The following is a 20,590-nucleotide window of genomic DNA, read 5'->3' as shown; positions in this document are numbered from 1 at the left end:
GACAGCCAATTCCCTTTTTCGTTTCACCCCTCTTTTTTCCACCCTATTCAGCAACTTTTATGCAAACACCCCTACTTGCTAACCGGCTCGGCCGGTGGCTGGCCGTGGCGGTTATCGGGCTATTGGCGGCACCAGCTGCCAACGCCCAATTAGCTGGCCCCAAGGCTATTCCGGGCGATTATGCCACGGTGGCCGCCGCCATTACCGACCTCAACACCCAGGGCGTGGGGGCGGGCGGCGTCACGTTCAACATCGCGGCGGGCTACGCCGAAACGTTTGCCAGCCCCACGGCCGGGGCCATCACGGCTACCGGCACGGCGGCCAACCCCATTGTCTTTCAAAAAGCCGGCGCGGGAGCCAACCCCAGAATCACGGCCGGCGTGGGCACTACCACCAACCTGGACGCCATAATCAGCCTCGCGGGCTCGGACTACGTGACGCTTGACGGCCTGGAGCTGGCCGAAAATGCCGCCAATGCCACGGCCACGACGCAGATGGAATTCGGCATTGCCCTGTTCCGCCCCACGCCCACCGACGGCTGCCAGAACAACACCATCCGCAACTGCGTGGTGACGCTGAACAAGGTGAACACGGGCACCTTCGGTATCTACGGGGCGGCTACGACGGCGGCCCTGGCTACTTCGGTGGCGGCTACGTCGCCGGCGGGCGCTCACTCCAGCAACAAGGTCAACGGCACCATCATCACCAACTCGGCGTCGGGGATGTACTTCACCGCTTCGACGTTGACTACGCTGGCCAACTACGACCAGAACAACGAAATCGGGGTGCTGGCCGCCAACCAGGTCTACAACTTCGGCACCACGGCCACGGGCTGGGGCATCGGGGGCAACTACCAGAACGGCTTCAAGGTGGTGAACAACGTGGTGAACAACACGCTGAATTTCGCCGGCGGCACCACCGCCCCGGTGGCAGCCAGCGCGGTAACCAGCACGCTGCGCGGCATTTATGGCAACTCTGGCCCTTCGGCCAGCATCGATATCACGGGCAACACCGTGACCCTGGCCAGCGGCTCGACTGCTTCGCTGGTGACCGGCATCGACAACGGCATCGGCTCGACGGCGGCTGGCAACACGGTCAATATTACCGGCAACACGGTGCAGCTGAGCAGCGCCACCACCACCAGCAGCACCATCAATGGCATCGTGAACTCGGCGTCGGCGGCCACGGTGAACCTGACCGGCAACACGGTGTCGAACTGCGCCTTTTCGGCGGCCACCACCGGGTCATTTTCCGGGGTTGTCAATACGGCTTCGGCCGGCACCGTGAACCTGAGCACCAACACCGTGACGAACAACACGGCGACGGGTACCGGGTCTATGCTGCTGGTATCGGGGGGCGCGCCCACCACCCTGGCGATGAATGGCAACACCATCACGGGCAACAGCAAAACGCCAGCGGCCCCAAGCACCGCCACCACCATGCAATGCCTGACGGCCAGCACGACGGCCGTGACGGCCAGCAACAACACGATTAGCAACAATAGCATCACCATTTCGGGCACTTCCAGCTCGGCGGGCACCGTTTATGGCTACTACCAGAACAGCAGCCCCACGGCGGAAACCCTGACCTCCAACCTGATTTCGGGACTGACGGTGGGCGGCACCTCCACTTCCACCGCCCACGTGGTGGCCGGCATTCGCACCTTCCCCACAGCTACCACGGTTCAGGTTATTACCCAAAACACCATCAGCGCCTTATCGGTGGTGGGGAGTGGGGCCGGCACGGCGAGCGGCATGCTCTTCGTATCGGGCGGCGGGGCGGGTTCCAGCATTGCCCGCAACAAGATTTATAACCTGAGCGCGGGCGGCACCACGAGCATTGCCAACGGCATTGACATCACCGGCGGCGGCACCTTTCCGGTGGCCAACAACCTCATTGGGGACCTGCGCGCCCCGGCGGCCACGGGCCTGTCGGCCGTCAATGGCATTCAGGTGAACGGCGCTACGGCCGCCAACCTCTACTACAACACCATTTACCTGAGCGCCAGCAGCACCGGGGCTACGTTTGGCACCACGGGCATCAGCCTGCTGAGCACCACGCTGACCCTCGATTTGCGCAACAACATCGTGGTGAATAAGTCGACGGCCGTGGGCACGGGCGGCCTCACGGCCGCGCTGCGCCGGGTATCGGGCACGGCGGGCACGGCCCCGGCCAACCTGGCCGCCACCACCAACAATAACCTGTACTTCGCCGGCACGCCTTCGGCGACGAATGTGATTTACGTGGAGGGCACCGCTACGGCAACCAACGCGCAGCAGACGCTGACGGCTTACAAGGCCTTCATCAGCCCGCGCGAGAGCAGCTCGGTGACTGAAGACGTGCCCTTCCTGAGCACCAACGGCCCCGACGCAACGTTCCTGCACATCAACCCGGCCGTGGCCACGCAGGTGGAAAAAGGCGCGATGCCCATTGCCGGCGTGAGCACGGATTATGATGGCGACCCCCGCGATGCCGGTACGCCCGACATTGGGGCCGACGAAGGCGCATTTACCCCGCTCGACCTGGTGGGCCCGGCCATTGCCCTCACCCCGCTCGGCAACACGTCCAGCCTGACCAACCGCACCATCACGGCGACCATTACGGACGCCAGCGGCGTTGCCACGGGCCCCAACGCCCCCCGCCTGTACTTCCGCAAGGGCACCACGGGCGCATTCCAGTTTGTGAATGCCACCACGGTGAGCGGCGCGGCCTACACGTTCACCTTTGATTACGCCCTGGTTGGCGGCGTGGCCGGCAACGACATCATTCAGTACTACGTGGCCGCGCAGGACCTGTCGGCGGCGGGCAATGTGAGCACCAACCCCTTCGGTGGCAGTGGGGCCAACCCGCCCGGCACGGGCAGCCCGGCCAGCGTGTACCAGTACCGTGTGCTGGCCGCGTTGGCGGGCACCTACTACGTGGGCGTGGGCACTTCGCCCGACCCCGCCCGCACCTACCCTACCCTGACGGCCGCCGCCGCCGCTTATTCCAACAATGGCATGGGCGGGCCGGTCACCTTTCTGCTCCTCGACAACGCCTACACGGCCGCCCTGGGCGAAACCTTCCCGGTGGTCTTCTTCAATAACCCCGATGCCAGCGCCACCAATACGCTGCTCATCAAGCCCAACACCGGCGCTACGCCCGTGGTAACGGCCGCCGGCAGCGTGCTGGCCCTGGCCGGCACCCGCTACGTCACCATCGACGGCTCGAACAGCGCTGGCGGCACCACGCGCGACCTCACCCTGAACAATACGGCCCTGACCGCCAACACGTACGGGCTGGGCTTGCTCACCCAGGTCGGGCTGGCGCAGTCCAACCTCTTCACCACCGTGCGCAACGTGAACGTGACCGGTGGCGGCGTGACGGCCAACGCTACTTTCGGCATCCTGCTCAATGGGGCCGACAACGACGACGCCACCCTGCAAAACAACAGCGTACGCGGTGTGACCATTGGCATCCAGGCCTTTGGCTCAACCACGACCTCGGCGGGCGGGCTGGATAACCTGCTGATTACGGGCAACGTGGTGGGCCCGCCTACCAACACCGTTGGGGCCAACATCAACCAAACGGGCATTGTGGTGGCCAATGCCCTGAGCCCGGTGGTGAGCAGCAACGAAGTGCAGAACATCGTGAATCCCACGGCTACGTCTGGTTCTAACATGACCGGCATTTTGTTGCAGGATGTGAAAACCGGCATCGTGACCCGCAACTCGGTGCACAACCTGACCTACACGGGCACGAGCACCGCCAAGCTCTACGGCATTTCGACGCAGCTCTCGACCAGCGGCTTCAACACCGCGGCCAATCCCAGCGCCACCCGCTTTGATAACAACTTGGTATACAACCTGAACTCTTCAGCCACCAGCGCGTCGTGGAACACCAGCGGCATCAACAACAACGGCGGCTTTGGCGACCAGTACTACTACAACACGGTGTACCTGACCGGCCAGCTTAGCGCGACAACGGGCTCGGCCGGCTCGGCCGCGTTCAGCAACGGCAACGGCATCACGGCCGCTGCCGCCACGAACATCGATGTGCGCAACAACATCTTCAGCATCATCGGCGGCACGGGCGGCGGGGCCACCACCGGCCTCTACGCCCACTACACCACGCTGGCTACCTACGCCGGCAGCACCCTCAACTACAACGACTTGTTCGTGACCGTGGGTGCCAACGGCACTGCCCGCATTGGCCGCCTGAACAGCGTGGACGCGGTGGACCTCGCGGCCTGGCGCACGGCTACTGCCCAGGAAGCCAATTCGCTGAGCGCTAACCCCAACTTCGCGCAGACGGGCACCGTTCCGTTCGACCTGACGCCCACGGCGGCGGCCCTGAACAACATCGCGACCCCGATTGCCGGGGTTACGGTCGATTTTCCGGGTACCACCCGTAGCACTACGCCCGACATTGGGGCCTACGAGTTTACGCCGGCCCCCATTGATGTGGCGGCCACGGCCCTGGTTAGCCCGGCCGCTGCCGGCTGCTTCGGGGCGGCCGAAACCGTGACGGCGAGCTTCACCAACAACGCCACGGCAGCGCTGAACCTGAGCCTCAACCCGGTGACGGTGACGGTGGTGGTCACCATTCCCGGCGGCACCACGCAACCCTTTACCGCCACGCTCAACACGGGCACGCTGGCCCCCAACGCCGTGCAGAGCGTGACCTTCCCCGGCACGCTCAACATGAGCGCGGTCGGCACTTACTCGTTCGCCATCACGGCTTCGACCCCCGGCGACGGCACCCCCGGCAACGACCTGCTGACCGTGACCCGCACGGTGGTCGGCGTGGCCACGCAGCCGCAGCTGGTCACCTTCACCGGGTTCACGGGGGCCAACCTGGGCACGGTATTCCCGGGCTGGGCCGAAGCCACCGGGGCCACTATCCCCACCGGCTCGACTTCGGCCTGGACGTCGACCTCGTTCCCGGCCGGCAACACTACGGCCAAAATCAACCTGTTCTCGACCGGTAAAAACGAGTGGATTGTGTCGCCCAAGTTCCTGGCCACGGCCTCGACGGTACTCACCTTCGATGCCGCCATCACGGACTTTGCCAGCACCAACCCCGACCCGGCCGGCATGACCGGCACCGATGACTTCGTGGAGGTGCGCATCTCAACCGACTGCGGCCTGACGTTTGCCCGCATCCCGGCCTTTGCCCAGTTCAACGCGGGCAACCAGCCCGGCAACGGCAGCCTGACCAACTACTCGATTAGCCTGAGCACCTACGCCGGCCAGCAAATCATCCTGGCCTTCTTCGCTTCGGAAGGCACGGTTGACGACACCCCGGACTACGATTTCCACCTCGACAACCTGAGCGTGAGCAGCCCGCTGCCCATCGACCTGGCCCCGGTGGCCCTGGCTACGCCCGCCGCCACCACGAGCTGCTACTCGGCGGCCGAAACGGTGAGCATCACCGTGCGCAACCTGGGCACGCAAACCCTGGACTTCGCCGTGAACCCCGCCACCGTGACGGCGGTGGTGACCACGCCCGGCGGCCCGCAGACCCTGACCACGACGCTCTCGACCGGCACGCTGGCCCCGAGCGCCACGCAGGCGGTTACGCTGGCTCCGACCCTGGACATGACGGCTATCGGCACGTACTCGTTCGCCATCACGGCAACCGTGCAGGGCGACCAGGTAACCGGCAACGACGTGCTGCCAGCCGTGACCCGCACCGTAGCCGCCCCCGTGGCGGGCACGGTGACGCCCGCCACGGCTACCCTGTGCGTGAGCGGTACTTCGACCCTGACCCTGAACGGAGCCGCCAACGGCACGATTCAGTGGCAGCAGTCGGCCGACAACGTGACGTTCACGGACGTGACCGGTGCCAATGCCGCCACCTTCACCACGCCGGTACTCACCCAGACCACGTACTTCCGCGCTCAGGTGCGCTGCGCCACTACGGCAACCAGCAACGTGGCCACCATCACGGTGAATAACCCGCTGGTGACGGCTACCAACACGCCGCTGGCCATCTGCGCCGGCAGCACGGCTACGCTCACGGCTTCGTCGTCGACGGGTACTTCGGTACGCTTCTTTGGCGCGGCTACCGGCGGCACGGCCCTGGCTACGGCAGGTACTTATACCACGCCCGCGCTCACGGCCTCGACCACGTACTACGCTGAAGCTTTCACGGGCGGCAGCGAAAACGTGGGCAAAGCCACGGCCAGCCAGACCGACGGCGGCTTTAGCGGCGGCAACACCGGCCTGGTGTTCACCGCGGCAGCGCCGGTGCTACTCCAGACGGCTACGGTATTCAACGCCACGGCTACCGCCGGCTCGGTAACGGTGGAGCTGCGCGATAACGCCACGGGCGCACTGGTGGCCACGGCCGGCCCGTTTGCTGTGCCCGCCGGCAGCACCACGGCCCTGCTGCCAACGGTACTGCCCCTGAACCTGGCCGTACCGGCCGCGGGCTCCTACCGCCTGGTAACGGCTGCTTCGCCCGCCCCGCCCACGCTCTACCGCGACTTTAGCGGCAATACCTACCCCTATGCCTCGGCCAGCGGTGCCGTGACCATCACCGGGGGGTATATCAGCGGAGCCAGCAGCACATACTACTACTTCTATAACATCGCCGTGAGCACGGAATGCGCCAGCGCGACCCGCACGGCCATTCAGGTGAACGTGACGCAGCCGGCCACGGCCAGCTTCCCCACGGCCACGGCGGCTACCTGCGGCACGTCGGCTTACCAGCTGGCGGGCACGGTAACGGGCTCGCTGACCACGGGCACCTACACCAGCAGCGGCACCGGCACGTTCGCGCCCAATGCCACTACGCTGAACGCCACCTACACGCCCTCGGCGGCTGACGTAGCCGCTGGCTCAGTGACCATTACACTGACTTCGGATGTTGCCGGACCCTGCGCGGCCACCACGGCCACGCTGGCCCTGAGCATCAGCCCGGCGCCGATAGCCACCTTTAGCTACCCGGCGACTACCACCTACTGCGCCGGCAGCACCAGCACCGTAGCGCCCACGCTGGGCACCGGTGCTTCGGCGGGCACGTTCTCCTCCACTGCGGGCCTCACGATTGACCCGGCTACCGGCGTTATCACGCTGAGCACTTCCACGGCCGGCACTTACACCGTGACCAACACCGTGGCTGCTTCAGGAGCCTGCGCGGCGGCCACGGCCACTACGTCGGTGACCATCGCACCGGCCACTTCGGCAGCCTTCAGCTACGGCAGCGGCACGTTCTGCGTGAGCGGCTCCAACCCCACGGCTACCGTGACCGGTACCGCCGGTGGTACGTTCAGCTCCACCGCGGGCCTGACCATTAACGCTACTACGGGTGCCATCACCCTCGGCAGCAGCACGCCCGGCACCTACACCGTAACCTACAGCGTGGGCGGGGCCTGCTCCTCCAGCAGCACGCAGTCGGTGACGATTACGAATGCGCCGGTGGCTACCTTCAGCTACGGCACCACGCCGACCTTCTGCGTGAGCAGCACCACCAATCCGGTTCCGAGCTTCGGCACGGGTGCCAGCGCGGGTACCTTCTCCTCGACCACGGGCCTGACGATTGACGCCACCACGGGGGCCATCACCCTGGCTTCGTCGACCCCGGGCACCTACACCGTGACCAACGCCATCGCAGCCGCCAGCGGCTGCGCGGCGGCCACGGCCACGGCTTCGGTCACCATCACGGCGGCTCCGGTGGCTACGTTCAGCTACCCGGCGACTACCACCTACTGCGCCGGCAGCACCAGCACCGTAACGCCCACGCTGGGCACCGGCGCTACGGCCGGCACGTTCTCCTCGACCACCGGCCTGACGATTAACCCGGCTACCGGCGTTATCACCCTGAGCACGTCGACGGCCGGCACCTACACGGTGACCAACACCATCGCTGCTGGCAGCGGCTGCGCGGCAACATCGGCTACCGCTACGGTAACCATCACGCCGGCTACGACGGCTACGTTCGCTTTCGCTAACGCGTCGTTCTGCGCCAGCGCTTCCAACCCCAGCCCCACGGTGACGGGTACTACAGGCGGCACGTTCACGGCCGCTCCGGCGGGTCTGAGTATCAACGCCACCACGGGTGCCATCAACCTGACGACTTCGACGCTGGGCACCTACACCGTGACGTACACGGTAGCCGGGGCCTGCGGCAGCTCGGCCACGGCTTCGGTGACCATCACAGCGGCTACGGTGGCCACGTTCAGCTACGCCTCAGCGACTGGCTGTGCCGGCAGCACCGGCACCGCAACGCCCACGCTGGGCGCGGGCGCTTCGGCCGGCACGTTCTCCTCGACTACGGGCCTGGTGATTAACGCCACGACGGGTGCCATCAACCTGGCGACTTCCACGGCCGGCACCTACACGGTGACGAACACCGTGGCGGCCAGCGGGGGCTGCGCAACGGCAACGGCAACCACCACCTTCACGGTGAACCCCCGCCCGGCGGCGCCGCTGCTCACGGCCGCCTACAACGGCACCACGACCACGCTCACGTCGAGCGCGACCACCGGCAACCAGTTCTTCCTGAACGGAGTAGCCATTGCCGGGGCCACGGGCCAGACCTACGTGATAAACGGCTCGGCCGCTCAGCTGGGCTCCTACACCGTGGTGGTGACCAACGCCAACGGCTGCGCTTCGCTGCCCTCGACGCCGCTGGTGGTAACGGCCGCCCGCAACAGCATTGCCGGCACCAGCCTGCGCGTGTACCCCAACCCCACGCCCACCGGCGAGGTAACGCTGGAGCTGACGGGCTTCCGCCTGCCCACCCAGCTCACGGTGCTTGATGCCCTGGGCCGCGTGGTAGCCACCGAGCTGCTGCCCGCCGCCGCCGGCACCGCCATCCACTCCCTCAACCTGACGGGGGTGGCCACAGGCGTGTACCTGCTGCGACTAAGCAACACCGACGGCACGGAAACCCGCCGCCTGGTGCGGCAGTAAACGCCCGGTTACGGTCCGAATCAAAAATCCCCGCGGGCATTGCCGGCGGGGATTTTTTGTATCATTATTGTGAGGAAAGGCGAAGCAACGACGCGACCTTACTCCCCTTCGTCAGGCAGAATATTGACATCCTGCACCAGCACCATTTTCTCGATTTCGCGGCCGCGCGTGGTGTTGGCCAGGCCGCCGAGGGCGGTTTCCTTGTAGCGGGTTTCCATGGCCTGGCCCACTTCGCCGAGGGCCGCCACGCACTGGTCGACGGGAATAACCGGGTCGATACCAGCAATGGCAATCTGGGCTGACGAGAAGGCAATGGCCGCCGCCGAGGCGTTACGCACCACGCAGGGCACTTCCACGAGGCCGGCCACGGGGTCGCATACCAGCCCCAGCATGCACTGGATGGTGACGGCCACGGCCGCGAACACCTGCTCGACCGGCCCGCCCAGACAGTACACGATGGCCCCGCTGCCCATGGCGGCGGCCGAGCCGGTTTCGGCCTGGCAGCCGCCCACGGCCCCGGCCAGGGAGGCATTCTGCTCAATAATGAGGGCAATGCCGGCCGCCACGAGCAGGCCCTCCAGAATCTGGCGGTCCGAGAGCTTGTGCAAATCCTGAATGGTGACCAGCACGCCGGGCAGGATGCCGGAGGCCCCGGCGGTGGGCGCGGCCACCACCCGGCCCATGCACGAGTTCACCTCCTTGGCCCCCAGGGCGCGGGTGATGAGCTGCTTGAACTCGGGCGAAAGCACGGTGACGGGCGAGGCGGCGATTTTCTTGGCCCCGTTGTTTATCATGCCCGAGCGGGAGGTCATGTCGCCGGTCATACTCTCCTTCACGGCATCGCGCATCACGTCGTAGGCCCGTTGCAGGCCCGTCCAGATTTCGTCCTCGGTGCGGCCTTTTTGTTCGATTTCGTAATCGAGCACGGGCTGGTAGAGGGGCTCGCCGGTGCTGGCGCAGTGCGCGCCCCAGGAGGCAAAATCGTTGAAGAGCAAAGACATGGCGCGGGTGGGATTGGGATGGAATAAGCAGTAAACGCAAAGGCCCGGCCGAAGGTGTCTTCAACCGGGGCTTAAAGCTACGGGATTGACGCAGGGCGGCACGGTAAGCCGCCGCCCGGGAAATGGCTGCGCCCGGCAACCAGCCGTTGGCGCGGCGCGGGAGAAGACATTGCCATAGCAGCAGCAAAGGGGTTCGAATGCCGGGCAAAGGCAGCGGGAGGCAAGCCCCAACGCAAACAGGCTGCATTGGCAAAAATCCCTCGTTGGCTTTTCGTTGTACCTTTGGCTGCCCACCGAACCCTCGGGGGGATGGTCCCGCGTGAAGGGAACCCGCTTACTACTACGCCGTTGCGCCTCGTCCTCCGCCCGTACTTCGCCTTGCTTCTGCTGCTCTGCCTCACGCGGACGCTGCTGCCCGAGGCGTGGATACTGGCCCTGCACCGCCACGAGCACACCACCGAGGAACCGGCCCAGGCCCCCGCCTTCCGCCACAAGGGCAAAGCCCTGGTGAGCATGCAGCACAAGCACTGCCCCATCGACAACCTCTACAACGTGCCCTTTTTGCCGGGCGCGCCGGTGGTGGTGCCGGCCCCGGCCACTCAGCCGTGCTTTGCCACCGCGCCCGTGCCCACCGTGGCTACCGCGCCCTGGATTGCGCGCTGCCCCGCCCAGCTGCGCGGGCCGCCGCTGGCCTAAGCGGCACCCGGCTTTTGTTGATTTAAGCTACGCCTTGCCCCGACTGCGCCGCGGTCCGGGGGCCGGCTTGCGCTTACGCCGCTGCTTGGGCACGGCCTCCTTTGTTTTTTGATGGGAATTTTCTCCTGCCTGCCGGGCCGCGTCGCGGCGTGGCTGGGCGTGGTGCTGCTGAGCCTGTTGGCCCAGCCGGGCCGGGCGCAAACCGCCCCGGCCCCCGAGGCCTGCACCCTGGCGCTGGCCGGCCGCGTGGCCGACCACGAAGCCGGTACGCTGCTGCCGGGGGCCACCGTGCGCCTGCTCGAAACCGGCGAGGTGAGCGCCACCGGGGCCGACGGCAACTACCACTTTCACGTCTGCCCCGGCACCTACCACCTCGAAGTAAGCTTCGTGGGCTACCGCCCCGAAACCCTGGAGGTGCGCGTAGCCACGGCCGTCGTCCGCAACTTCCAGCTCCATGCCGATGCCGTGCGGCTGGCCGGGGCCGTGGTGCGCGGCACGGCCGGCGGGGCCACGCCCACCCAGGCCACGGCGGCCCTGGCCGGGCGCGAGCTGGCCGCCACCCGGGGCCAGAGCCTGGGCGAAGCCCTACTGAAAGTGAGCGGCGTATCGGCCATCCAAACCGGGCCGAACGTGTTCAAGCCCATGATTCACGGCCTGCATTCCAACCGCGTGGCATTGCTCAACAACGGCGTGCGGCAGGAAGGCCAGCAGTGGGGCCAGGACCACGGCCCGGAAATCGACCCCTTCGTGGCCTCGCGGCTGACGGTGGTGAAGGGCGCGGCCGGCGTGCGCTATGGGGCCGATGCTATCGGCGGGGTGGTGCTGGCCCAGCCGGCGGCCCTGCCCGACTCGGCCGGCACCACCGCCGACCTGCACCTGGTGGGGGCCAGCAACAACGGCCTGGGGGCGGTATCGGCCACGGTGCAGGGGGCGCCCGGCAAGCTGCCCGGCCTGGCCTGGCGGGCGCAGGGCACCGTGCGCCGCGCCGGCCTCAGCCGCACGCCCGACTACCGAATCAGCACCTCGGCCCTGGCCGAGTACAACTACTCGGGGGCCGTGGGCTGGCAGCGGGCGCGCTGGGGCGTGGAGGCATTTCTGAGCCAGTACAACGCCCAGCTGGGGCTGTACCCGGTGCCGGAAAACTGGAACCGGGTGGCCCGCGACTCGTCGCCGGCCCCGCTGCCGGCCGCGTTCAGCTACCGCCTCGACCGGCCCTACCAGCAGATTCAGCACACGCTCTTCAAGCTCAGCGGCTTCTATAATCTGCCGGGCTGGGGCGGGCAAGTGACCCTGACTCTGGCCCAGCAGGCCGACCGGCGGGCCGAGTACGACAAGTACCGCCCCCGCAACCAGAACCTGGCCGCCCGGAACCTGCCCGAGCTCGACTACCGCAACCAGACCACCACCGCCGACCTGCGCTGGGTGCCCCGCCCGCACGGCAACTTTGGCGGCGAGCTGGGCTTGAGCGGCACGTTGCAGGACAATACCTACCGGCCGGGCAGCCGCTTTTTCATCCCGTACTACACCAACCGCACGGGCGGGGCCTACGCCATCGGGCGCTGGCACCCCGGCCCCTGGCTGCTTGAAGCGGGCCTGCGCCTCGACCGCCGCGCCCTCGACACCCGCCGGCCCACCCGCGTGAGCGGCGCGTTTGAGGTGGTGCGCGAAAGCTTTGCCTTCACTACGCCGGCCGCCTCGCTGGGGCTGGTGCGCGAGCTGGGGCCGCACGTAACCCTGCGGGCCGATGCCAGCCTGCTCCGGCGCGCGCCGGCCGCCAACGAGCGGGCCAGCCAGGGCGTGCACAACGGTATTTACGAAGAGGGCTACGACATCACGCGCCCGGCGGGCACGCCCGCGCTGGGGCCGGAAACGGCCCGCTCGGTGGCCCTGAGCCTGAGCTGGCACGACCACCCCCGCCTCAACGGCGAGCTGACCGTGTACCAGACCGGCATCGACAACTACATTTTTCAGACGCTTATTCCGCCCGTGCTCGACATTCGGGGGCTGTTCCCCTCGTACCGCTACCAGCAAACCGATGCCCGCTTCCGGGGCCTCGACCTGCTGGTGGCCTACCGGGTGGCCCGCCCGCTCAGCCTGGGCCTGAAGGCGGCCACGGTGGTTGAGCGCGACCTGCGGCTGAACGACTACCTCATCCTGGCCCCCGCCGACCGCCTCGAAACCTGGCTGCGCTACGAAGCGCCGGCCGCCGCCCCCCGCGCCACGCCGCGCCGCCTCACGGGGTTTTATGCCCAGCTCGGGGCGCAGGGCGTGCGCCGCCAGACCCGCGTGCCGCGCGACAATGAGCAGCGCGACTACCAGAGCCCGCCGCCCGGCTACTACCTGCTGGGGGCCGAAGTAGGCGGCACGCTGCGCCTGGGCCCGCGCACGCCGCTCGAAATCAGCCTCACCGGCACCAACCTGCTCGACACGCGCTACCGCGACTACCTGAACCGCTACCGCTATTTCCTGGATGAGCTGGGCCAGAACGTGACGCTACGCCTGCGGATGCCGCTGGCCTTTGGCGGGACTAAAAAGTGACCTTTTGCGAATTCAATTCGCTGGTTTTCAACATTATTCTCATTGCATTTTTCACATTTTTCACATTCTCACATTTTTTTCATCATGACCATTTTCCAATCCCGTTTCCGCCTGGCGGCCCTGCTGCTGGCCACCCCGCTCATCTTCTCATCGTGCAAAGACAAGAAAGACCCCGAACCCGCCGACGACAATGAGCAAATCACGACCGTGACCTACCTGCTCACCCCGGCGGCCGGCAGCACCGCCCCCACCGCCACCGTTACCTGGCGCGATACCGATGGCACCGGCGGCAATGCCCCCACCATCGGCACGCTCAACCTGAAGCCGAACACGACCTACACCGGGGCCCTCACCCTGCTCGACGAAACTAAGAACCCGGTGGTAGTGACCTCGGACGAAATTCGAAAAGAGCTGGACGACCACCTGTTTTTCTTTGACACCACGCCGGCCAGCCTGCTGGGCATCACGCGCACCGATAAGGACTCGAAGAACCTGGAAGTGGGCCTGGCCACCCGCGTCGTGACCACCGCGGCGGGCACGGGCAACCTCAAAATCACGCTCCGCCACCAGCCCGGCACCAAGAACGGCACCTTCGCCCCCGGCGATACCGACATCGAAGTGACCTTCCCCGTGACGGTGCAGTAAGCGACTGGCAATTTCCGGGGCCAACCCGGCCGGAACGGGCCTGCTGGTGAGTAGCGGGCTTGTTTTGGCCGGGGCTGCCCGCCCTGGCCCGCCGGGGCCGCGCCTGCCTGCAAGCAGCGCGGCCCCGGTCTGGCCCCGGAATATGGCCCGCCGGGCCGGTTGATTTTCAACCGGTCAGACCGCCTGGGGCGGTCGGACCGGCAGTTTCGATTTGAATACCCTTACTTCTGCACAAGTACCTAAAGTAGTTGGATATGAGGAGCGGCATTTATTGTCATTACCTGACTGACAGCGCTTTGATGCCTTGCTCCTGACTACTTAACACTGACTACCTACTTTTCCCTTTCCACGTTCATGATACGTAAATTCTCACTACCTGCCCTGTCCCGTTACGATGTTGTTGTAGTGGGGGCCAGCCACGCGGGGCTGAGCGCGGCCCTGGTGCTGGGGCGCGCCCGCCGCCGCGTACTAGTGCTCGACGGCGAACCACCCCGCGAGGCACTCTTAGCTCACGCTCACCGCTTGTTGCCCCGTAGTGGGGCCAGCGCGCAGGAGGCGTTGCGCAGCGTGCGCGAACAGCTTCAACCCTACGACGTGGAAATCTGCGTAGCTGAAGTGCAAGGGGTGCAGCGGACCGAAACGGGCACCGTACTTACCCTATTCAGCGGCACCGAAGTAGTTGCCGCGGCCGTGATACTGGCCACCGGAATCGTGGACGAGCTGCCCGCCGTGCCGGGAGTAGCGAGCAAGTGGGGGCATGGCGTGTACCAGTGCCCCTACTGCCACGGCTGGGAAAACCGCCACAGCCGGGTGGTGGTGTACGGCCGCGCCGAAGCCGGCTACGAGCAAGCCGTGCTGGTGCACCAATGGGCCCCGCAGCTGACGCTGGCCACCGACGGCCCCGCCCGCCTCACGCCCACCCAACGCGCCCATTTGGCGCAATTAGGTATCGCCGTGAATGAAAAGCCCGTGGCGGCGCTCAACAGCACCGCCCGGTGCCTGATTGCGCTAACCTTCGCGGATGGCAGCCGCTTGCCCCTCGATGCCTTGTTTCTCCGGCCCGTGCCCCGGCAGCGCGCCAACCTGGCCGCCCAGCTGGGCTGCGCCTTCACCCCCGACGGCGTGTACGTGCGGGTGAGCGACACGGGCCTCACCACCGTGCCCGGCACGTACGCCGTGGGCAGCATGAGCGGGCCATTCCGGCAGGATATTCTGGCGGCGGCCAGTGGCACCCGGGCCGCCACGGCCCTGAACCACGAGCTGGTTTTTGGCAGCCTCGCCCCGGCGTAATCTTTCCGGTCGCGGAGTGCTTGAGCCGGCCGGGGCCACGGTGGCCGGGCGGACGTCTTTGGTGCCACGTTGGAGCGGCTACCGGGGGGCGCTCAGCAGCCCGGTCGCGGCTTTATGGCGCCCTGTCGAAGCCAAAGAATACCCGAAAAAGCCTCCCCACAGCATCTCGGCAAAGGCTTACCCTGCCAAAGGATAGTTGCAGCGGTTTTCAAGTCCATGTACAGCGTTAGAGCAGTTTCGCTTTTTGTGTACTGAGTTAAAAGTTGAGAGTTAAAAGTTAAAACTCATTGTATCTGATTTTTAACTTTTAACTCTCAACTTTTAACTTTCTGCAAAAGTGTACACTAACCTGACAATCGCTGTAAAAGGGGAGAGTTAAACGCTGTACATGGACTTTCGCGAAGCCTGGGTTTATCCACTCATCAGCCGTTGGCGGGCTGCTCCTGCTGCACCAGCTGCACGCTGGCCGAGTTGATGCACAGGCGCAGGCCGGTGGGGGCCGGGCCGTCGGGGAAGGCGTGGCCCTGGTGGGCGTCGCACACGTTGCAGAGCACTTCGATGCGGGTCATGCCGTAGCTGGTGTCCTTCTTGTAGCGAATGGCGCTTTCCTCCACGGGCTGGGTGAAAGAGGGCCAGCCGGTGCCAGATTCGAACTTCGTGCGCGAGTCGTAGAGCGGGGTGCCGCAGCACACGCAGGCGTAGAGGCCGGCTTCGTGGGCCTCGCAGTACTCGCCGGTGAAGGCCCGCTCGGTGCCGTGCTCACGCGTGACGTGGTATTGCTCGGCCGTGAGCTGGGCGCGCCACTCTTCGGGCGTTTTCTCCACGCGGCGGGGCGAGGGCGTGGGGTGGTTGGCGAGGCGGATAACGTCGTTCCAGGTTTGCATGGTTGGGTAGTTGGCGGTTGCTTGTTTCCAGGTTAAAACGCAATGGCCGCCTGGTAAGTTTACGACGGTGGCAAACCTATTCTGGTCAGTATATGATTCTGTGCGGCTGGCCGACCAAACACCATTCGTGGGCCGAAACGCGTTGGTCAATGGCTATACTCGTCGCGAAGTGAGTTGCGAAAATAGTCGTTGAAATGTACTAAACTTGTTCCCATGCAGGTACACTTGACCGATAGTGAGCGGCGGGCGTTGCGGCAGTTGCAAAAGCAGCGGCGCGACGAGGACGGCAGCGTGACGGTGAACTCGCCCACTTCCCTCACGGCCGTGGTGCCGACCGGGGCCGCCAGCGGCAGCAGCGCCGACGGCCAGAAGTTCACTGCCCTGGGCATAGTGGCCGCCGCTGGCAGCAGCAGCAGCGCCCGCCGCTACGGCTTCGTGGATAGCAAGCTGCCCGGCGCGGCCCTGCTCTACTATCGCCTCAAGCAGGTGGACGTGGACGGCACCTTTGCCTACTCGCCCGTGCGGGCAGTGACGGTGAATAGGGTGGCGGGCCTGGCCCTGTTTCCTAACCCGGCCCGCACCGGGGCCACGCTCACGGGGGCGCAGCCCGGCGCGGTGGTCACGGTGTTCGACGCGCTGGGTCGCCTCGTGACCTCGGCCCCGGCCGATGCGGGCGGCACGGCGGCGCTGGTGCTGCCGGCCGGGCTGCCGGCGGGCGTGTACGTAGTGTGGGCCGGTAATAAAGCTTTGCGCCTGGTGGTGGAGTAAGCTCCAACGAGCCCACGATAAAAAGGGGCTGGCCGCGTGGCCAGCCCCTTTTTGCGTATTCCGGCAGCCCGCGCCGCCTACCGCCACTCGTCCAGCAGCGCCAGCCCGGCCGGCCAGGCCCCGTGGCCGCTGGCGGTGTTGATGTGGCCGGCCGCGCCGATGTCCACCAGCTCGCTGCCCCAGGCCCCGGCAAACTGCCGGGCCCGCGCCGGGGTTACCCACTCATCATTCTGGCTGAACACGACTGTGCTGGGGAAGGGCAGCCGCGCCAACGGCATGGGGCCGAAACCGGTGGTGGGGAAGGCGGCGTAATGCGCGGTTTCTACGTCGCTTGGGGCCACCAGCAGCGCCCCTTTGATGCGGTGGCCAAACTGTCCGGCCCAGTGCGCCACCGTGACGCAGCCCAGGCTGTGGGCCACCAGCACCACCCGGCTCAGGTCCTCGCCGGCCAAGGCCTGCTCCAGGGTGGCCACCCAGCTGGCGCGGTCGGGGGCGTCCCACTCGCGTTGGTTGATGCGGGTAAAGTCCGGCCGCGTGCGCTCGAAATACGTTTGCCAATGGTCGGGGCCGGAGCTGCCGAGGCCGGGCACGATGAAGACGCGGGCGGTTTGTTGCATCTTCAAAAGTAGCTTTCCGAGACCTTTTTCTTCCCTGCTATGATAATCCTCTCCGCCGCCCAAACCCGCGAGCTCGACCAGGCCACCATCGACGAGCAGCACCTGCCGCCCGCCGCCCTGATGGAGCGCGCGGCCACCGCTTTCGCCCACTGGTTTTGTGGCCGGCTGGGCCCGGAAGAAGCCGGTGAAATTCTGGTGCTGTGCGGCCCCGGCAACAATGGCGGCGACGGCCTCGCCATTGCCCTCCTGCTGCACCAGGGCAACTACGCCGTGCGCGTGGCCCTGCTCCCGGCCGGCAAGTATTCGGCCGACTGGCTGCACGCGCGCCGCCACCTGCCCGCCGCCGTACCCGTAGCCGAAATCACCGAAGGGCAGCTGCCGGAGATTCCGCCCGCCACGGTGGTGCTTGACGCCCTGTTTGGCACCGGCTTGTCCCGGCCGCTGGCCGGCCTGCCCGCCGCGCTGGTCGCCCACCTGGCGCGGGCCGGGGGCCGGGTCATTGCCGTGGACATCCCCAGCGGGCTGTTTGCCGATGCGCCCCAGCCGGCGGACAGCGCCGTGGTGCGGGCCCGGCACACGGTGAGCTTTGGCCTGCCCAAACTGGCTTTCCTGCTGCCGCAGAATGCTGATTTCGTGGGCGAATGGCACATCGAGGACATTGGGCTAAGCACCCGGTTTATCGCGGGGGCGGCTACCTATTGGCACTATACTGATGCCCGGGCCGTGGCCCGGGCCCTGCCGGCGCGGCCCAAATTCAGCCACAAGGGCACTTTTGGCCACGCGCTGCTGCTGGCCGGCAGCCGGGGCAAAATGGGCGCGGCCGTGCTGGCGGCCGGGGCCTGCCTGCGCGGGGGCGTGGGCCTGCTCACCGCCCAGATTCCGAGTCTGGGCTATGACATTTTTCAAATCAGCCAGCCCGAAGCCATGTGCCGGCCCGACCCGCAAGCCGACTACCTCAGCGAGCTGCCCGACCTGCAACCGTATCAGGCCGTGGGCATTGGGCCGGGCCTGGGCCAGCATGCCGCCAGCCTGGCCGTGCTGCAACAGCTGCTCAGGGAAGCTGTCGCGTCCCAAACCCGCCCGGAACCATTACCACTCATCATCGATGCCGACGCGCTGAACCTGCTGGGCCAGCACCGTGAGCTGCTGGCGCTGCTGCCCGAAAACACGGTCCTTACCCCTCACCCCAGGGAGTTTGAGCGCCTCACCGAGCCGGCCCGCGACGACTACCACCGCCTGGAGCTGCTGCGCGATTTCGCCCAAACCCACCGCTGCCTCGTGGTATTGAAGGGTGCCTACACCTGCCTGGCCACCCCCACCGGCGACCTGCACTTCAACAGCACCGGCAACCCCGGCATGGCCACCGGCGGCAGCGGCGACGTGCTCACGGGTATGCTCTTAGCCCTGCGAGCGCATGCTCAGCTACCGGCTTTCGAGGCGGTGCGCCTGGGCGTGTATGCCCACGGGCTGGCCGGCGATTTGGCCGCCGCCGCAACCGGGCAGGCCGGGCTGGTGGCGGGGGATATCGTGCGGCATATTGGCCCGGCTTTGAGGGAGCATGAACAGAACGTGTACCCCGAAATTCCATTTTGGCCCGTGAGAACAAACCGTTCTCACGGGCCAAAATGAAATTTCGGGGTACACGCTGGTTGCAGCTCAACCCCACAAGTGCAGCACGGCCGGCACCAGCAGCACCCCATCGGCCAGCAGGGCGAAGAAGTAGTCGCTCCGGCGCTCATCGGCCCAGCTGATAACCGAGGCCGCCGACAGGCCGGTAAGCAGCAGCCCCAGCGGCGGCACGCCCCGCTCGAATCCCAGGGCCATGGCTCCGGCCAGAAACGCCAGGGCCAACGCTTTGGCCCCGGCCGGGCCCAGCACCACGGGAAAGGTGCGGGTGCCCGCTGCCCGGTCGCGGCTCAGGTCCCGAATATCGAACACGATGGCCAGGGCCAGCACCAGGCAGAACCGCTGCGCCAGCAAGCCGGCGGCCTGCCCCAGCGGCCGGTGCAGGGCCAGCGTGGGCACGCCCACGGTGATGGCCGACCACACCCCGGCAATCAGGAATATTTTCAGCAGCGGCACTTCGCGCAGGGCGCGGCGCTGCCCGCGCCAGCGCGCCAGCGGCCACGAGTAGAGCAGCGCCAGGGCCGCCAGCGGCAGCAGACCGGGCAGGTAGCGCCACCAGCCGTCTGCCAGAAACAGGTAGCCCGCTACCAGCGCCGCAGTTCCGGCCAGCAGCGCCAGGGCCCGGCGGTGCTGCTGCTGCCAGGCCTTGCGCCGGGAGGTGCCGGCCGGCTGCCGGTGCTTGAAGGGCAGTACCGCATCGAGGTTGTACACGAGCAGCGTGGCGGCAAACACCAGTGCCACCACCCGGAAGTTCACCCCGCCGGCCGGCGACCAGTTGCGGAACGTGGCGGCCGTTTGGGCGGCGGCGGCGGCGGCCAGCCAGCTGCTGCTGTACAGCACGGCATCGAGGACGCGGCGGAACAAGCCCGGTCCGATGGCCGGTTCAGCGGAAGGCGACGGTGAAACCACGGGCGAAGGTAAAGCCGGGTAAGCCTGCGGTCGGCGGTCGGCATCACATCTTTTCAAACGCAAAAAGGGCGAAGCCGGGCCTTCCAGCCTTGCTTCGCCCCCATGGCTGAAAACGAATGACCGCTACGCCTTACGGTTACCGAAGGTGTCTTCGTAGAGCTTGATGCTGGCGTTGATGATGCGGTAAGCATCTTCCTTGCCCATGAAGCGCTCCACGGTGACGTGCTTGTCGTGCTCCAGGGCCTTGTAGTCTTCGAAGAAGCGCCGCATTTCCAGCAACGTGTGCGGGGGCAGGTCGGCGATGTCGTTGTAGTGGTTCACGGAGATGTCGTGGGCGGCTACGGCGATGATTTTATCGTCCTCCTCGTCCTGGTCCACCATCTGCATCACGCCGATGACTTTGGCCTCGACGAGGCACATGGGCACGATATCGACCGAGCAGAGCACCAGAATATCGAGCGGGTCTTTGTCGTCGCAATACGTTTGGGGGATGAAACCGTAGGCGGCCGGGTAGTGCACGGCCGAGAACAGCACGCGGTCGAGCTTCAGCAGCCCGCTTTCCTTATCAAGCTCGTATTTGCCTTTGCTGCCTTTGGGGATTTCGATGATGGACTGGACGACTTCGGGGTTATTGTCGCCGCGCGACACGTCGTGCCAGGGGTTAAAATGGGTCATTTCTGGGTGATGAGGTAATAGGGTGATGAGGCTTGCGCGCA

Annotated in this window: 12 protein-coding genes; 7 read left to right on the top strand and 5 right to left on the bottom strand. The window is 66.4% G+C overall.

From position 1 onward, the window contains the following. Positions 1 to 59: 59 nt before the first annotated feature. Positions 60 to 8,900 (top strand): Ig-like domain-containing protein, encoded by an 8,841-nt coding sequence (locus ABD819_RS15950; protein ID WP_345125854.1) that lies wholly within the window; start codon positions 60 to 62, stop codon positions 8,898 to 8,900. 98 nt (positions 8,901 to 8,998) lie between these two features. Here ABD819_RS15950 and sdaAA read toward each other — a convergent pair whose 3' ends face one another. Further along, positions 8,999 to 9,901 carry an L-serine ammonia-lyase, iron-sulfur-dependent, subunit alpha gene (gene sdaAA, locus ABD819_RS15945; protein ID WP_345125853.1) on the bottom strand — a complete coding sequence of 301 codons (903 nt, stop codon included), beginning with the start codon at positions 9,899 to 9,901 and terminating at the stop codon, positions 8,999 to 9,001. 348 nt (positions 9,902 to 10,249) lie between these two features. On the opposite strand from sdaAA, the gene ABD819_RS15940 reads away from it, so the two are divergent. The 4 genes from ABD819_RS15940 to ABD819_RS15925 all read left to right on the top strand — a co-directional run bounded on the left by ABD819_RS15940 (position 10,250) and on the right by ABD819_RS15925 (position 15,070). Beyond that, on the top strand, positions 10,250 to 10,597 hold the full coding sequence (locus ABD819_RS15940) for a hypothetical protein (protein ID WP_345125852.1): 348 nt from the start codon (positions 10,250 to 10,252) through the stop codon (positions 10,595 to 10,597). Between the two features lie 111 nt (positions 10,598 to 10,708). Beyond that, positions 10,709 to 13,135, top strand: a complete 2,427-nt coding sequence (locus ABD819_RS15935) for a TonB-dependent receptor (protein ID WP_345125851.1) — start codon at positions 10,709 to 10,711, stop codon at positions 13,133 to 13,135. Positions 13,136 to 13,219: 84 nt separating this feature from the next. Next, positions 13,220 to 13,780, top strand: coding sequence for a hypothetical protein (locus ABD819_RS15930; protein WP_345125850.1), 561 nt, complete (start codon positions 13,220 to 13,222; stop codon positions 13,778 to 13,780). Between the two features lie 354 nt (positions 13,781 to 14,134). Further along, positions 14,135 to 15,070: an NAD(P)/FAD-dependent oxidoreductase gene (locus ABD819_RS15925; RefSeq protein ID WP_345125849.1), complete on the top strand. Its 936-nt coding sequence runs from the start codon at positions 14,135 to 14,137 to the stop codon at positions 15,068 to 15,070. 422 nt (positions 15,071 to 15,492) lie between these two features. On the opposite strand, the gene msrB is transcribed toward ABD819_RS15925, so the two are convergent. Further along, complete coding sequence (gene msrB / locus ABD819_RS15920; RefSeq protein WP_345125848.1) at positions 15,493 to 15,954, bottom strand: peptide-methionine (R)-S-oxide reductase MsrB; 462 nt, start codon at positions 15,952 to 15,954, stop codon at positions 15,493 to 15,495. A gap of 213 nt (positions 15,955 to 16,167) precedes the next feature. Here msrB and ABD819_RS15915 point away from each other — a divergent pair, with 213 nt between their 5' ends. After that, entirely contained in the window at positions 16,168 to 16,722 is a 555-nt protein-coding gene (locus ABD819_RS15915) for a T9SS type A sorting domain-containing protein (RefSeq protein ID WP_345125847.1), read from the top strand. Between the two features lie 77 nt (positions 16,723 to 16,799). Here the strand turns inward: ABD819_RS15915 and ABD819_RS15910 are convergent, their stop codons facing one another. After that, positions 16,800 to 17,339, bottom strand: coding sequence for an RBBP9/YdeN family alpha/beta hydrolase (locus ABD819_RS15910; RefSeq protein WP_345125846.1), 540 nt, complete (start codon positions 17,337 to 17,339; stop codon positions 16,800 to 16,802). A gap of 39 nt (positions 17,340 to 17,378) precedes the next feature. On the opposite strand from ABD819_RS15910, the gene ABD819_RS15905 reads away from it, so the two are divergent. Continuing rightward, entirely contained in the window at positions 17,379 to 18,968 is a 1,590-nt protein-coding gene (locus ABD819_RS15905; protein WP_345125845.1) for an NAD(P)H-hydrate dehydratase, read from the top strand. A 27-nt stretch (positions 18,969 to 18,995) separates the two neighbouring features. Here ABD819_RS15905 and ABD819_RS15900 read toward each other — a convergent pair whose 3' ends face one another. Next, a complete protein-coding gene (locus ABD819_RS15900; protein ID WP_345125844.1) occupies positions 18,996 to 19,874 on the bottom strand; it encodes a UbiA prenyltransferase family protein in 879 nt (292 codons plus the stop codon). A gap of 123 nt (positions 19,875 to 19,997) precedes the next feature. Next, on the bottom strand, positions 19,998 to 20,549 hold the full coding sequence (locus ABD819_RS15895) for an inorganic diphosphatase (RefSeq protein WP_345125843.1): 552 nt from the start codon (positions 20,547 to 20,549) through the stop codon (positions 19,998 to 20,000). Positions 20,550 to 20,590: the final 41 nt, after the last annotated feature.

This window comes from Hymenobacter antarcticus (assembly GCF_039539545.1).
Classification (GTDB): domain Bacteria; phylum Bacteroidota; class Bacteroidia; order Cytophagales; family Hymenobacteraceae; genus Hymenobacter; species Hymenobacter antarcticus.
This window is presented reverse-complemented; position numbering and strand designations above follow the sequence as displayed.

Excerpts from the sequence above, each read along its gene's own strand:
- msrB (WP_345125848.1), bottom strand. The coding sequence starts at position 15,954 with ATGCAAACCTGGAACGACGTTATCCGCCTCGCCAACCACCCCACGCCC.
- ABD819_RS15950 (WP_345125854.1), top strand. The coding sequence starts at position 60 with ATGCAAACACCCCTACTTGCTAACCGGCTCGGCCGGTGGCTGGCCGTG.
- ABD819_RS15910 (WP_345125846.1), bottom strand. The coding sequence starts at position 17,339 with ATGCAACAAACCGCCCGCGTCTTCATCGTGCCCGGCCTCGGCAGCTCC.
- sdaAA (WP_345125853.1), bottom strand. The coding sequence starts at position 9,901 with ATGTCTTTGCTCTTCAACGATTTTGCCTCCTGGGGCGCGCACTGCGCC.
- ABD819_RS15915 (WP_345125847.1), top strand. The coding sequence starts at position 16,168 with ATGCAGGTACACTTGACCGATAGTGAGCGGCGGGCGTTGCGGCAGTTG.
- ABD819_RS15935 (WP_345125851.1), top strand. The coding sequence starts at position 10,709 with ATGGGAATTTTCTCCTGCCTGCCGGGCCGCGTCGCGGCGTGGCTGGGC.
- ABD819_RS15905 (WP_345125845.1), top strand. The coding sequence starts at position 17,379 with ATGATAATCCTCTCCGCCGCCCAAACCCGCGAGCTCGACCAGGCCACC.
- ABD819_RS15925 (WP_345125849.1), top strand. The coding sequence starts at position 14,135 with ATGATACGTAAATTCTCACTACCTGCCCTGTCCCGTTACGATGTTGTT.
- ABD819_RS15930 (WP_345125850.1), top strand. The coding sequence starts at position 13,220 with ATGACCATTTTCCAATCCCGTTTCCGCCTGGCGGCCCTGCTGCTGGCC.
- ABD819_RS15895 (WP_345125843.1), bottom strand. The coding sequence starts at position 20,549 with ATGACCCATTTTAACCCCTGGCACGACGTGTCGCGCGGCGACAATAAC.